At 36.1% G+C, this 14950-nt stretch carries 16 protein-coding genes; 5 read left to right on the plus strand and 11 right to left on the minus strand.

All coding sequences use genetic code 11. From position 1 onward, the window contains the following. Positions 1-123 precede the first annotated feature (123 nt). The 3 genes from nhaA to GQR60_RS14520 all read right to left on the minus strand — a co-directional run bounded on the left by nhaA (position 124) and on the right by GQR60_RS14520 (position 3608). Positions 124-1455, minus strand: a complete 1332-nt coding sequence (gene nhaA, locus GQR60_RS14510; protein WP_124993620.1) for a Na+/H+ antiporter NhaA — start codon at positions 1453-1455, stop codon at positions 124-126. A 237-nt stretch (positions 1456-1692) separates the two neighbouring features. Further along, the gene (locus GQR60_RS14515; protein ID WP_124993621.1) at positions 1693-2346 is read right to left on the minus strand and encodes a response regulator transcription factor; all 654 of its coding nucleotides are present in this window, start codon (positions 2344-2346) and stop codon (positions 1693-1695) included. Positions 2347-2351: 5 nt separating this feature from the next. Beyond that, on the minus strand, positions 2352-3608 hold the full coding sequence (locus GQR60_RS14520; RefSeq protein WP_160463492.1) for a sensor histidine kinase: 1257 nt from the start codon (positions 3606-3608) through the stop codon (positions 2352-2354). Positions 3609-4171: 563 nt separating this feature from the next. Between GQR60_RS14520 and GQR60_RS14525 the strand changes: the two genes are divergently transcribed. Then, the gene (locus tag GQR60_RS14525; protein ID WP_124993623.1) at positions 4172-4468 is read left to right on the plus strand and encodes a hypothetical protein; all 297 of its coding nucleotides are present in this window, start codon (positions 4172-4174) and stop codon (positions 4466-4468) included. Between the two features lie 214 nt (positions 4469-4682). After that, positions 4683-5306 (plus strand): YqaA family protein, encoded by a 624-nt coding sequence (locus tag GQR60_RS14530; protein WP_124993624.1) that lies wholly within the window; start codon positions 4683-4685, stop codon positions 5304-5306. 91 nt (positions 5307-5397) lie between these two features. On the opposite strand, the gene GQR60_RS14535 is transcribed toward GQR60_RS14530, so the two are convergent. Continuing rightward, positions 5398-5754, minus strand: coding sequence for a hypothetical protein (locus GQR60_RS14535; protein ID WP_124993625.1), 357 nt, complete (start codon positions 5752-5754; stop codon positions 5398-5400). Positions 5755-6008: 254 nt separating this feature from the next. Here GQR60_RS14535 and mnmE point away from each other — a divergent pair, with 254 nt between their 5' ends. Further along, on the plus strand, positions 6009-7406 hold the full coding sequence (gene mnmE, locus GQR60_RS14540) for a tRNA uridine-5-carboxymethylaminomethyl(34) synthesis GTPase MnmE (protein ID WP_124993626.1): 1398 nt from the start codon (positions 6009-6011) through the stop codon (positions 7404-7406). A gap of 74 nt (positions 7407-7480) precedes the next feature. On the opposite strand, the gene GQR60_RS14545 is transcribed toward mnmE, so the two are convergent. Beyond that, on the minus strand, positions 7481-8227 hold the full coding sequence (locus tag GQR60_RS14545; protein WP_124993627.1) for a hypothetical protein: 747 nt from the start codon (positions 8225-8227) through the stop codon (positions 7481-7483). Positions 8228-8536: 309 nt separating this feature from the next. On the opposite strand from GQR60_RS14545, the gene GQR60_RS14550 reads away from it, so the two are divergent. Together GQR60_RS14550 and GQR60_RS20420 are read left to right on the plus strand one after the other, a co-directional pair. Then, the gene (locus GQR60_RS14550; protein ID WP_124993628.1) at positions 8537-8755 is read left to right on the plus strand and encodes a hypothetical protein; all 219 of its coding nucleotides are present in this window, start codon (positions 8537-8539) and stop codon (positions 8753-8755) included. Between the two features lie 8 nt (positions 8756-8763). Beyond that, positions 8764-8862 carry a hypothetical protein gene (locus GQR60_RS20420; RefSeq protein ID WP_394367642.1) on the plus strand — a complete coding sequence of 33 codons (99 nt, stop codon included), beginning with the start codon at positions 8764-8766 and terminating at the stop codon, positions 8860-8862. Between the two features lie 18 nt (positions 8863-8880). On the opposite strand, the gene GQR60_RS14560 is transcribed toward GQR60_RS20420, so the two are convergent. The 6 genes from GQR60_RS14560 to GQR60_RS14585 form a co-directional block, all read right to left on the minus strand. Then, entirely contained in the window at positions 8881-9492 is a 612-nt protein-coding gene (locus tag GQR60_RS14560) for a leucine-rich repeat domain-containing protein (protein WP_124993629.1), read from the minus strand. A 306-nt stretch (positions 9493-9798) separates the two neighbouring features. Further along, complete coding sequence (locus GQR60_RS14565; protein ID WP_124993630.1) at positions 9799-10530, minus strand: DUF6261 family protein; 732 nt, start codon at positions 10528-10530, stop codon at positions 9799-9801. A 798-nt stretch (positions 10531-11328) separates the two neighbouring features. After that, positions 11329-11700 carry a hypothetical protein gene (locus GQR60_RS14570; protein WP_124993631.1) on the minus strand — a complete coding sequence of 124 codons (372 nt, stop codon included), beginning with the start codon at positions 11698-11700 and terminating at the stop codon, positions 11329-11331. Between the two features lie 7 nt (positions 11701-11707). Beyond that, positions 11708-11956 carry a hypothetical protein gene (locus GQR60_RS14575; protein ID WP_124993632.1) on the minus strand — a complete coding sequence of 83 codons (249 nt, stop codon included), beginning with the start codon at positions 11954-11956 and terminating at the stop codon, positions 11708-11710. A gap of 59 nt (positions 11957-12015) precedes the next feature. After that, positions 12016-13323 carry a restriction endonuclease subunit S gene (locus tag GQR60_RS14580; RefSeq protein WP_124993633.1) on the minus strand — a complete coding sequence of 436 codons (1308 nt, stop codon included), beginning with the start codon at positions 13321-13323 and terminating at the stop codon, positions 12016-12018. After that, positions 13316-14941, minus strand: coding sequence for an HsdM family class I SAM-dependent methyltransferase (locus GQR60_RS14585; RefSeq protein WP_124993634.1), 1626 nt, complete (start codon positions 14939-14941; stop codon positions 13316-13318). The genes GQR60_RS14580 and GQR60_RS14585 overlap by 8 nt, the downstream gene beginning before the upstream one ends. Positions 14942-14950 lie beyond the last annotated feature (9 nt).

The following is a 14950-nucleotide window of genomic DNA, read 5'->3' on the forward strand; positions in this document are numbered from 1 at the left end:
TTACAAGTTTATCGCATCATTAAAAAAAATAAAAATTTTATGAATAATTCATTGACTAAATAAAAAGAGAAGGCCGAAACATATGCTTCGGCCCTCAAAAAATTAACTAAACTATGAAAACATTTATTTCGTTGATTGATTACCGAATAATTTTAAGATGAAAAAACCTATCAAACCCGACATAATTGAAGCTATTAGCACAGCAATTTTTGCCTGATTTAAAATTAACAAATCAGAAAAGGCAAGTTGCGAGACAAAGAAAGACATGGTAAAACCAATTCCTCCCAAAAAGCCAATTCCAATAATTTGTGACCAACATATTTTTTGAGGTTTTTGAGCAATGCCCATTTTTACGCCTAAATAGGAAAACAGAAAAATGCCCAGTGGTTTCCCTATAAACAGACCTAAAATTATACCTAGGGAGATTGGATCAAAAGCTTTGCTCATTAAATCTCCATTTACAATTACACCTGCATTGGAAAAAGCAAATAAGGGAACTATTAAATAGGCTACCCATGGATGAAATAAATGTTCTAACCTTTGCAATGGTGATATTACCTCAACACAATTAGCAACTATGGAAGTGATTGAGGCTTGTACATTTTTCTCCTTTGACTTTTTATCTTTAGCAAGAGTAGTTCCCAATTGTTTTAATAGTATGGTATTGGATCGAATGAATTCGAAAACATTTCGGTTTGCTCTGGCCGGTATTGTGAAGGCTAATAGAATACCTGCAAGTGTTGCATGTATGCCCGATTTTAACAAAGCAAACCAAAGTAAAACACCAAGAAATAAAAAAACAGGAATATTTCTGATTTTTAATAAATTGAGACACCATAAAACAGCATATATACCACCGCCGTAAAGAAGATAAACCCAATCTATTTCACTGGTATAATAAAGAGCAATTACAATTACAGCGCCTATATCATCAACAATTGCAATTGATGTTAACAAGAGCTTAAGTGAAGTCGGTATTCTTTTGCCCAAAAGAAGTAATATTCCTAAGGCGAAAGCAATATCTGTTGCCATTGGGATTCCCCAGCCATGTGTTCCTGATCCTGTTTGATTTAGACCAAAATATATTAATGCAGGCACCAACATACCTCCAATAGCCGCAAAAATTGGTAAACTCGCCTTTTTAACTGATGACAGACCTCCTGTAAGCAATTCCCTTTTTATTTCCAATCCAACTACGAAGAAGAAAACTGCCATTAAGCCGTCATTAATCCAGTGTAAAAGACTCTTGTTTAGCTCCCAATCACCAAAATTAATGCCTAAATATTGTTTCCAGTAAGATAAAAAGGATTCTCCAAATGTGGAATTGGTTAACCCAATGGCTAGAATAGTAAAAAACATCAATACAATTCCTCCAAATGATTCTAACCTTACAAATTCAATTAGAGGATTCTTATTTTTATCAAATATTCTTTTTTCCTTCAAAAATTGTATCATCATTTATTTTTTATTCTCACTCAGCATCAATCCTTACACTACAAATAATAATTAATTAAACACCAAGCATTTATTTGGTTTAATATCCTGCGAAAATAAGCCTGAAAAGAGAATTGAACAATAGGGAAATCCCTACTTCGGAATAAGAACTATAATTAAACAAGACACGTAGATTTATACGATGTTCATTATCTTCATAAATATTTATTGAAACAGATGCACTTCCGGAAAAACAGATTAGAAATTCACAATTTGATGTTTGAAGCTAAAAATCACCAAATTTACAGTATTTAAAACACCTGTCTTTTGAAAAAGGCTGCTCTTGTGTTTCTCCACTGTTTTAGGACTAATAAAGATTTTTTCTGCAATTTCTTTATTCCCAAATCCTTTACAAATTAATTCAAGGATTTCTTTCTCCCGATCCGTAAATACCGGCAATTCCATTTGTTGAACTTTGCGGCTGCGAAGGATATTTAATTTGTCAGAAAGTAATGCGACAATTTCTGCTGAGAAATAGTTTCCTCCTGAATATACTTTCAAAATTGCTTTTTCGAACTCCTCAATATCTGCATTCTTCAACATATAAGCTTCCACACCTGCCATTAACATTTGTTCCAGATAATCATCATCCAGAAAGGTAGTAAGTGCTATGATTTTAAGATCCGGATATTTTTCGAGAGCTCTTTTACTTGCTTCTACACCATCAACATGAGGCATATTTACATCCATGAAAATAATATCAGGAATATTAACCTCAAGTACTTTTAATAATTCTAAACCATTTGAGGCTTCGCAGATCACATCAACATATGGAAAACTCTGCAGCAAAAGACGAAACCCATCTCTAAATATCTTATGATCGTCGACCAAAATAACTTTAATTGTTTCCATATAATTTACTTATCAATTCTTAGTTCAATTGTAATTGCGAATCCATTCCCAGGAGTAGTATCAATTAAAGAATCACCTCCTATGGATTCAATCCGGTCAATTATATTTAACAAACCCATGCCGTTCTTTTCATGCAATGATAACTTTCTGCTATCAAAACCCGAACCGTTATCCTGATAATGAAGAATAATTTTGGTGTTCCCTTTTAGAGTAATGAAGGCTTCTGTTGCATTTGCATGCTTTATGGTGTTATTGATTAACTCACTAATAATACGATAAATAATTACTTCGGTACTCTTATTCATTTCTCCAATAAACTTCTTCGATTCCAGATGGAGTTTAACATTTCCGATACTGTTGACTCGTGCACACAGTCTGTCCAATGATTCAACAAGACCATAACGATTTAAAATTGATGGATTCAGATTATTAATTACTTCAGAAACGGTTTGCAAGGCCTGATTTGACAACAAGGTAATTTGATTTAGTTGACCATGTATCTTTGGATCATCCTTAAATTTTTTCTCCAAAATCTTACTGTAGAGACCCACACTCGATAGCATGGCACCTAAACCATCATGAAGATCCATCGCTATTCTCCTGCGCTCACTCTGCTCCACTTTCATCGTGTTGTGAAGAAGTATGCGGTTGGTTCTAATGAGTGAATTCATTAATCGAACAATTAAAACCAAACTAATAATCAGTATCGTAAATATGCTGGTAAGGAGAATAAACAGCTCACGTTTTAAACGATAATTATTTTCGCTGATAAAAGCGTGCAAAGTTTTACCATATTCATCAAACTTTAGCATAAATTCGAGGTATGATCCGGCCAAATTTGAATCGACACTATTCACATTCTTGTTTATCTTAGTACGTACAATTTCTTTAATCTGATGAATTAAAAGTCTTAGTTCTGAAAGTTGATACAGAAAATGATTTTCCTTATCTAATTTGATTTTTTTAGTTTTCGAAATTATTTGTTCGATATCTGATATATATTTTTCGGCTCTATCAAAACGTTCAAAAACAGAACTGTTTGTAATGGTTTTATAACCACTTAGAAGTTCATCCATTTTAATTCTCCCATTGAAAACTTCAATTTCTACTTTTTCCGAGAATTCAACCAGTCGGATATGCTGAGAATCGAGCACAGCACTGTTACTAAAGGTGTAGATGATTCCTCCAAAAGCAAATAAACTAAAGAGTAATAAAACAAATATTACTTTTTGTTTAATGAACAGACTCTTTTTTATTTTCATATGAGTATAATTTGTTTTCATTTGCCATATGGAACTCCCAAATTACACTTATCATCCTGCATGTAACACTATTGTATAGGGGCGTTTCATTCCAAAAACGTTTCAGGTACCATTCTGCAAAGTGGAACAAATTTACAAATAATTGCAAAGCTTTTACTTCCGGGGTTTAGTTGACTGAATTTTGCCAAATAGAATTTCAAAAATTACAATCCATACCAACGAAAACATCATACACCAACTGTTTTTAATTCTTATTGCGAATATTCTAAAACCATTAATTTATAAAGCTAAGTTCTATAAAGATATTTCATCGCAAATTGTATTGCGTCCCAATTCCCGTCAGAAAAATCTGCAAGAATTAAAATATTCTCTCTGGTTCGGTATGTTTCACTCACTAATTGCATGTTTCTAATTTTTATAACAAAAGTATAGATGATGGCAATGATGTGAAACAGGGCTGTTCCTACTTCGTGTAGGGAAATACCCTACTTTTAAATGCATAAAAAGAAACAGTACTGCTTTGCGTTGGATTTTTTATACATTTGCGTAACAAATATAAAATCATGAAAAATCTATCAGTTTTACTGATATTCTTATCGCTGCTATTGCTTGTGATACCGATCATACAACAAATGATTAAGGTAAATCAAGAAAATAAACCTGCGTTGGCAGCCGGTTTGATAAGCGGAACAGATGTAACTTCTTCGGAATATGATGATACTGATATAGAAGATCTGGATGTGTGTTTTGACAGCAAAACAGAGTTATATTTGTATGATAATGACAGTTCTAAGAATTCAAATACAGCAATAAGTAATTCTAGCAGACTAGAACTGGAATCTCCGCCTCCCAAGGCCTAAGTCTTCTTTTCTTTAGTAAATCTCTGCAATTACAAATTTGCTTCAAAAAATATTTAACCATCGATATTGAGCTGATTTGTAAAACACGCATCACTATTACATTCATGTTTCATAGTTTATCTATCCAACAGATACAAATATGTAATCAGATTCAAAATAATTCCCAGAGATGCTTTTCAAAATTCAATTTCCCGATTAAACAGATTAATACTTAATGAAAACAAATATTGTGCGAAAAAATCGCAAACCAAAAATACAACTTCTGCATCAATATTACTCATATACAGGATTCTACCAATTTATTGGGGCAACTCTAAAAAAGGTTGCTGTTCCTTTTGCTGTGCTTGTTGGTCTCATTCTTTTTCTGGAATATTATGTACTTGATTTTCATAGTTTGTTTCATGAAACCACAAAAGATTATTCTCCAATCAGTGTTTTTATGATCTTTTTTACTTCAGAATCCATATTAGGCTTAATTCCCCCCGAACTATTTATTGCATGGGTAAAAACTCTGCCCGATCCAATGCTTCAGCTTTCTTTACTGGCTCTACTCTCGTATCTGGGAGGTTGTGTATCCTATTTTATTGGGAAAACGATACTTAGCATTCCTTCTGTTAAAAAGACGGTAGAAAACAAAATGAAAAAACACATAACAAACCTAAAAAAATGGGGTGGCTTACTTATTGTTGTAGGAGCACTGCTGCCATTGCCATTTTCTATGGTGAGCATGGCATCGGGGATTATCAATTTTAGTTTTAAAAGATATCTATTGTTTGGATTGTTTCGTTTTTTGCGATTTTATCTGTTCGCCCTGGCTATTTTTAACATCATGAATTAAAGAGTGTTACAAAAACCAAAGCGTTTCAACAAAATAAAAAAGATCGGCGCACGAGCATCGATCTTTTTTATGCAAATCATTGAAATAAATCCTATTGCAACTCAATAAATTCCATTACAAACACACCAAAACAATCATGGTCATCGTAACTGTGACCCACTATCTGATTATTAGCGTTTAAAATTCCTTCCCAGGTATCCAGATGGTATTCAAACTGATTTTCAACATCCAGCAATTCAACTTTTGTTCCAGTCACTTTAAAATTAACACCATCAAAATTCCCTTCAACCTCCTGCTGAACTCTGAATGGAGTTTCATCATCAATTCTTTCGGTATAAACCACCACTCCTGTTATTGAATCACCTTCCTGAGTAAATTCTGCAAAGCCTTCGTCCTTGCCAAAGCCAAAATCTTCGTTAAATGTCCAACGACCCGTTATATTTTTCATATGATTATAATTGTGTGTTTTTGCCAATGAAACTCCCAAATTACGCTTATTCTCCTTTGTGCAGCATTTTTACCAGAGGCGTTTCATAGTATCAGATTTATTTGCAGACAAAAATAGCAAAAGAAAAAAGCTGACGTGTTGAAAAGCTAAAAAAATAGTGCCGGCTGCAAAGATCCGGATTAAGTTCATTTCAACATTTATAATTAGCAATTCTCTTCTATCTTTGTAGTTCATTATTTACAATTGGAACAACTATGATTGATCAATCTACTATATGTGCAATTTCAACAGCTCCTGGCAATGGAGCCATTGCAATTGTGCGCCTTTCGGGAGCTGATGCTCTTACAATCTGCGATAAAGTATTTACAGCAGCAAGCAAAAAACTCATTGCTGATCAAAAAGCAAACACGGTTCATTTTGGAACAATTCAGGATGGCGAAGAAATTATCGACGAGGTTTTAGTGAGTGTTTTTAAAGCTCCTCACTCTTACACGGGCGAAAACAGCATTGAAATTGCTTGTCATGGTGCTCCCTTTATTCAATATCGAATTCTTCAGGTTCTGCTAAAAAATGGTGCCCGAAGCGCCAATCCCGGTGAATATACACAACGTGCCTTTTTAAACGGCAAAATGGATCTTTCACAAGCCGAAGCTGTCGCCGATTTAATCGCATCGAGTTCGGCAGCTGCTCATAAAGTGGCATTGCAGCAAATGCGTGGTGGTTTTTCGAACGAAATTGCCAACTTACGCGGACGATTATTGAATTTTATATCGCTGATTGAATTGGAACTCGATTTTGGTGAAGAAGATGTTGAATTTGCCGATCGTACACAGCTAACTAATTTGGTAAACGAAATACAAAGTCTGATTCAGAAACTGGTCAACTCTTTTGAGTTGGGGAATGTGATTAAAAACGGTGTCCCCGTTGCCATTGTGGGAAACACAAATGTGGGTAAATCAACACTGCTGAATGCTCTTTTAAACGAAGATCGTGCTATTGTTTCGGATATTGCGGGTACAACACGTGATGTAATTGAAGACACCATTAACCTTGGCGGAATAACTTTCCGCTTTATCGATACGGCAGGAATTCGAACCACTCTTGACCGAATTGAAAGTATGGGTATTGAACGTACCTACAGCAAAATGAAACAGGCTCAAATCGTTCTTTTACTGATTGATGCCGACCGGGATATGGAAAACATAAATGATTCTATCTCGAAAGTAAATCAGACCATAGACCGCGAGACTCAACACCTAGTGGTTTGCATCAATAAAATTGATTTGATTCCTGATCCTCAGGGGCTGGCAAAACGATTAACCGGACTGGATGTAGAAGACAAAATCATTTTTATCTCGGCCAAACAAAAGCAAAACATCGACTCCTTAACCAACGAACTGCTGAAAACAGTAAACATGGGTGCTGTTAACGAGCAAGATGTAATTGTAACCAACATCCGCCATTTCGAAGCTCTTAAAAACGCATTGGGAAGTATTGACAGGGTTAATAGCGGTCTGGAAGCAAATATCCCTACAGATTTTTTAGCTCAGGACATTCGCGAATGTCTTCATTTCCTTGGCGAGATAACCGGAGACATTTCAACTGATGAAGTTTTGGGAAATATCTTTAAGAATTTCTGCATCGGGAAGTAAACAATTCTATCATTACACAAAAGGCCTTTCTGGAAGTTCATCCACAAGGCCTTTTGGTATCAAATTACATTCGTTTACTGTACTTTTGCAAAATCCTGATAACTGTTTGTTTCTTCATCAATTAAGATGAGTACCTTATCAGAGAACTCCATTTTTCTTACTATGGTTTCACCATCTATGGTAATGCTAAGCTTATCTCCCGATACTTCAAACTCAAAATCGGTTTCTTCATCTTCCATTACAATATCATTATATGTACCAATCACTTTCTCAACACCTGTCATGTCCTCTTTAAAGGTCAACACCTCTTCGTATACCGAAAGACCCGAAACCGAGGTATAAAACCAACTTCCAATTAGCTTCTTAATATTAGCCTGATCCTCCTCTTCTTTTCTTTTTTCCTCTTCTAATGCTGCAAGCTCTTGCTTTGTTAACCTAGTATACTCTCTTTTATAAGTATCTCCATTTACTTTGGCCTCAATGGTTAGAATTTGGCCATCAACATAAGCAGTTGTGGTTCTGTTGATATCGGCTGAATTGATCGTCAGGCTCGATCCATCGAACTTATAGGTAAAGTCGTATGCATCCGAAGTGGTAGTCATATCACCAATACTAACCTGAGTGGTCATAAATCCGGTATTATCGGCATTGAACTCCATAATTTCTGTCACTGTACTAGTAACACCCCATTGAGTACTTTTCGAAACCAGTTTCCATACCCCTGTGATTTCCAATCCATCCGAATCGTCTTTCGAACAAGAAGCAAAAAAACTCGATAATCCCAATGAAAGGAACAATAGTATTAATGTAAAATTTTTCATTCTAATAGATTTTGAATTAATATTATTTTGTGATAAAATTTATTTCTTAAAAGTGACTCATTTCAAAAAGTTAAAACTTAGGTTTTTACAGTGTTCTATTCTACACATTATATTTTTTTCGTTAATAAATTATAAATATAATACTTAAATTATAAATACAATCCTGTCAAATTTGCCAAGTTAAATCATCTCTTAAATTGGCATCAAACAAACAAGACACAGGACCTTAATTTACAATACTTTGTAGTTCGTATCAGCAAGATCGATTTGATTGAGAATCCTCAAGAGATTGCCAAAAATTTAATTGGTATGGAAGACGTAGACAAATTGTTGTTCATTTCGTCCAAACAGAAGCAAAATATCGATGCCATTACTGCCAAATTGCTTAAATCTGTGAGTATGAGTAAGGTGAACGAACAAGATGTAATTGTAACCAACATCCGCCATTTCGAAGCCCTTAAAAACGCATTGGGAAGCATTGACAGGGTTAATAGCGGTCTGGAAGAAATATCCCTACAGATTTTTTAGCTCAGGACATTCGCGAATGTCTTCATTTCCTTGGCGAGATAACCGGAGACATCTCAACTGATGAAGTTTTGGGAAATATTTTCAAGAATTTCTGCATCGGGAAGTAATTTAAAAATGGACTTATTTCAATAATGAAAGCGCATGATAGCCGGCAGATCTTCCGGGATATTTTCAATTTGATTTTCCATTAAATTCAGCTCGGTGAGTTGATGGCTTTTAAGCAGATGAAAGGGAAATGACTTTATGCAATTGTTTTCCAAATAAATGTTGGTGATGGATGCTGAGTGCAAAAGCTGTTCCAGTCCTTCAGAAATTTCATTGTTCGTAAAATCAATTAGTTCCAGTTTAGGACAGGTACTAAGAGCCGAAGGCACAACAGTAAAGCTATTGTTACCCAAATATAATTTTTGAAGATTTGGCATTTCAGTAATTGACTGAGGCAGTGAACTGATCTGGTTCCGACGAATATCCAGACATCGTAAACTCTTTAAGTCTGCGATTTCCTCCGGAATTGATTCAAGCCCATTTTCCTGAATGTCTAAAAATTCCAGGTGTTTCAATTTAAAAAGTGCAGCAGGCCACTTGCCTTTCAAATTCTTTTTCGAAATATTTAAACGGGTAACCTGAGCCAATTCATTCAACTGATAGCCTTTTATCAACCAAGTAACTTTCTCTACTTGTTTTATTTTCCACTTTAGCTGAGCATTCAACTCTTCAATTATAAGTAAGTCTCCCATCGATAATATTTCTTACTGTTTATTTGTGCTGCACAAGCAACGTAAACTTACTATTTATACCAAACAAAAAGAAATGCGCCAATGTCTTGTTTCACCAGCTCCCAACACTTTTTTCCTGCAATAAAAAAAATCCCCCAATACATGGAGGATTTGTCTGTTAGATAGATATCGGCTTACAAATTAAATTAAGCTATAATAAATATTTCCAAAAATGATTGTATTTTTAGAAACAAGCCGGGGCCCTCAATTCCCATTTTAAACTTTAGGCGGTTTACAGGAGAATTTAAGGAGCCTCTGCTTTTTTTATTAAGCCTCTGTTACTTCTGCAGCATTCGCATTTTTGGTTTTTCTTGAGCGGGCCACTGTCAGGTATTTTTGATTGCATTCGTTAATGAACTTTGCTATCGCATTGTATTTTTCGTTCGGAGCAATACGATTAAGCACCTCTATGGCCTCAAACAACTCTTCGCAGGCAAGTCGTGCACTTTTATATATTTCCTGCGTGTCGTAATCTATTTCCTCATTTTTTGCAATGCTCTTTTCCTCGCTTTGTTGATTAAAGGCATTGTTGTCCTCCAGCATTTCACTGTACCATGAAGCCGCTTCCAATTGAAGTATCAATGCCTGATTTTCGGACTGATTCAACTCCTTAAGCAAACTTGCCATTTTTGCAGACTGAATTTTATAACCTCTGCTGTACAAACTCCAATTGTGAGTTCTAATAATTCTGCAGATTTGTTCCGCCGCATTTGCAATGGCTTCGTCCCTGCGATGCGTCGATGCCTCCATAAAATTTCTAAAAGCGACGAATGATTCATCTCTTCTGTTATCCAATTGACGGATGCGTTCGGTAAACCCGCTGGCCGTGGTTCTATTGGCTGCGGCAAGCGCCTCTCCTACCTTGTTGTTTAGCTTTTCTACCGGACTGGTGATTTGCAAACCTTCCAGATCTGCACCTATTAGGTAAGTGATAATTTCGTTGAAATAGCCTAACAATTCGTTAAGCCGCAACAAACTAAAATACATTTTTTTTATCATTTCTTAATTTTTACATGAATAAAACAGCGATATCTATTTAACTGAAGCATAAATATATGCTATTTTATTTTAGTAAGCATAAAAAAAATTACTTTTTAACAAAAATTCACTAAACACCTCTCCTAACTCTCCATTATTTGCCTATCTGCACGAGCCCACACTCCCTTTTAATGACTGAATGACAGGCTGCACAAACTCAGATGCTGTTTTTGCGGCCAAATTGCCACCTGTATGAATGCGGACAGCCTTTTTATGGCTCAAAGGCCAGCTGCAGCGGTTTGCAGCCTTGTTTTACCACTAAAAACGATACTGTAGTTCCGCAGGTACCTGTTTTGCCGCTAAAAGGCTGTCTGCAGCTTTTCAGAAGCCCTCTTTGCACATGAACGGGAGTCTGCACGCATCCTGTTCCTTACGGAACAGCCTGTTTGCAGGGATTTGGAGGTGAGTGCCGGTAAAGTGAGACCAGACAGGTCTGATCAACTGATTGTATTTCGCTTTGGGTTGGGTGATAGGATAAAGAATGCTGAACTCCCTGCCCTCAGATTATAAATCTACGGAGCTGGTTTGTATCTAAGTTGAAGAAATCGACATTTCGAGTGACCTCACGAGTGCCTTCGGTTTGAACTGTCCGGAAATTCCGGATAGTTGCACCTTCCTGCAACTCATCAGCTTTAAATATATTTTTAAGAGGTTCGTTGACTGTACGCACTTAAAATACTTTAATATTGGTGTTTGGGCTTAATTGTTTGAAAATTTGCGCCACATTGGTTTTTACATCATTGGTGACAAATACTTTTGTTAATCATCATACTTATAAAAACTGCCCGAACCATAGGCATTGATTTCAATAATACCTTCGTCCCCATATCCAGCATAGCCATAATAGGAAGTGAAAGTCAGATAATAATCTGTTCCATTGATTTCATATAAATCACCGGGTCCGTCTGAGATCGTAATTTCGTATCTGCCAGCCTTTAAAGAAGATTTTGTGAAAATACAATCAATTGATTGACCTTGTTCATCCAAAGTTCCATAATCTAAATCAATTTTTTGATATATATCATCAATGCTATACTCATCCATTTTGGTCTTATTAGAAGATGGTAGAGTAGATCCTGTAAATAGGAATAGTATTGATACGGAAAAAACAAGTAATCTTAAAGTTTTCATTTTTGCTTTAATCTAAATTTTTAAAACGAATTATTCCATTACCAAGGTTTTCGAAAAGATGATGATATCGCCCCTTGCTTAGCATTGTTCTTAATTCTATTTGTTCTACTAGTGTAATGTTTCCTTCTCGGATAGGGAAAAGATTCCGCTTCTCAATAAACTCTGCGATTTCATCGAAAGAAGCTTGCCGGCCAGGAAAAGAAATTAAAGCTACTACCATGGTTTCGTGAAGTGACAAGAGGTTCTTTCTGTTCATTTTTGTAGTTTCTGAAACGCTGTCAGGGCAAGCGGAGCTTGACTCTGACAGGTTTTTGTTTATTGGTTTGTTTTGTATTCCCCGGCTGGCTCTGCGACCATAGCCAAGTTACTCAGTTTAGCCTCTGCCTCTTTTACAGTAACCTGACCATTCATTAACATGGGTAAAAGCCAATCGCGTAACCCAACTAATTCTTTATTCTGAAAAGCATTGATATTTATCTTTTCGTACGTAGGGTTTGCCAACTCATAGTATTTATCAAGAATCTCCTTAGAAGGTAAAATCATTAAGGTTTTATCAACAGTTTGCTTGTTAATATGAGGTTGCTGAGCACCCGTTCTCAATGACATATATTTGGGAACCTCATTACAAATAAGTGGATAGCTATAACTGCTTTTAATTTTTTCAGTTTCATATACACCAACAACAGATTGGTTGGCACATGCATCAATTGCCAATATTGAGGGACGAATGTGTCGTGTAATGGATAATGTAACAGTACCTTTAGGCATCAACTTAGTTGCAGAATTTATGATTGCGTCCTTAGTAATTTTCAACTCTGAAGTAATAATTGGGAAATTTGCAATTTCGCCTGAATTTAACCATTGAAATTCTCCATTTTCCCAGTATTGCTTATTCTTAGTTGACGGTGTACCACCAAGTGATGTTTTCAAAATACTACCTAAAAATCCAACCTCCCATCCCACAGGAATTTCTCGTTTGAGATCTTGATTAAAAACCATTTTACCACCTGATGATTTGTAGGGTTTTCCGTTTTCATCGGGGAAATCGAACTGTACAAACCAATAGTCGTAAAGCAATTTTGCCATGCTCTCTAATTCGGTGTTGATGCGGTTGTTGAGTTCGATTTTAGAGTTAATTAAATCTATAAGATTTGCTTTTTTTCTATGATTTTCAACAAAGCTAATTAGCAGTTTTTGAATTGCTTCTTTGGTTAATGCATTTCTTGTTCCACCGACTTTGCAGATGGTTAATAAATGTTTCTTTAAAAACTGTAAATAACAAAGTACATAGTATGCATCCTTTTTATCTTCACATCTTATAATAGCAACATGTTGATTTACTCTAGCAGGCAAAATCTCTTCAGGAACCATACAAGCTCTTGCAATTGAATCACCTGTAATATTTAAAAGGATGTCATTTTCTTGTACAGTTACATTATTAAGTAGTTCTGCTTGATCATTATCAATGAATGCAAGACCTTTCTTTAAAAATTTAAAATCATGTACATTTTGACTTCTTATTAAAGAAATACCTTCGGTTTTATATGCTTTATTGCCTCCCCTAGGAGTGGCACCACTTCCAATTTTAACAGTAACATCTACTAATGATTCAACTCTACTCATACCTTACCCCCTCCAAATTCTTTTGAATTGCTGATTCCAAATCTTTAGACTCTACAAACAAGCTATTCAAATTTGTTTTGTAGCTATCCATTTTAACTTCGAACTCATCATGGGTGATATCGGTGTATTCGATTTTCACTTCGAAGTATTGACCAGCACTAAAGGAGTAGTTTTTTGACTTAATATCCTCGTAAGAGAGTACCACCGAAAAGTCGTCGATTGCTTGTTTGCTATTGAAAGCGTTGATAATTCGTTGTTCCTCTTTTCCAGATAAAAGCGTTTTTTGGTTTTTGCCTTCCTTTACGGTTGTGCCTAGTTTTGAGGCATCGATGAGTACAATCTCCTCTTTGTTCTGTTTGTCTATAAAGAGAATGGATACGTTGGTGCCGGTAGTTGCAAAAATATTGCTGGGCATGGAAACGACACCTGCCAGCATTTTGCTGTCGACCAATTTCTGGCGTATCTGCTTATCGATACCCGATTGTGCGGTGATGAATCCTGTTGGCACTACAATAGCAGCCTTTCCCTTTTTGGTGAGCGAGTGCATGATGTGCTGAATGAACAAGAGGTAAATTGCCATTTTGTCTTTTGCAGCTTTAGGCACATTGGGCAAACCGGCAAAAAAGCGTTCGGTGTTTTCCTTGCAATCGAGCTCGTCGCGGTAATCACTAAAGTCCAATTTAAAAGGGGGATTGGAAACAATATAATCGAAGTTTTGCAAACTGCCATTCTCCTGCTTGTGGTAGGGATGCAATATGGTATTTCCCTCGATGATGTTTTGAATGGAATGCACCAGATTGTTCAAGATCAGGTTTAATCGTAATAAATTCGACGATTTTTGAGAGATATCCTGAGAGTAAATGGTGCATTTGTCCTCGCCAATGGCGTGGGCCAAATTCATTAAGAGGGTTCCCGAACCTGCTGAAGGATCGTAACGGGTCACGTTCTGTACTTCTTCATCAACTAAAATAGCGGCCATTATTTTTGCTACAGCATGGGGGGTGTAGTACTCGGCATATTTTCCGCCCGAGTCGTTGTTGTAGTCTTTAATCAAGTATTCGAAAATGGTGGCGAAAAAATCGTATTTCTCATCGAAAATGCGTTCGAAGCTGAAGTTGATGAGCTTGTTGATGATTGCCTTGCAGAAATCATTGCGTTTGGACTCATCGTTGATGTACTCGCTGAACTGGCCAAATAGTTTTACTTTGGCTCCGCCTTCGGTTTTTACCGAGAAAATATCGTTGTTGGTGATGGCGATATCGCGCAGGGTATCGTCGAAGGTTTTGGCAAAATCGTTCTCGTTCTGTTTTCCGAACAGGTGAGAGACAAAATGATGCGGTTTTAGTTGTGCTGTATCGGCTCCCAAATGCATTAAGAGCATTTCGTAATCATTTTCGGAATAGGCTTTCAGGGCTTCCTGCCAATTGTCGGCTTTTGCTAATGTTTCATCGATCTGTTTGGCTTGCCAGGCGAACTTGTCGTTCATGAATTTGTAGAGAAAAACCTGTGTGATGATTTTAAACTCATTTCCATCGTTCCCCAATCCGTAATTGGCACATATTGCTTTCAGCTCATCGATGAGTTGTTTGGTTTTTGCTTCAAATTCTGATGTCGTCATTTTTGTTTT

The sequence above is a fragment of the Labilibaculum euxinicum genome (genome assembly GCF_009795715.1).
GTDB classification, from domain to species: domain Bacteria; phylum Bacteroidota; class Bacteroidia; order Bacteroidales; family Marinifilaceae; genus Labilibaculum; species Labilibaculum euxinus.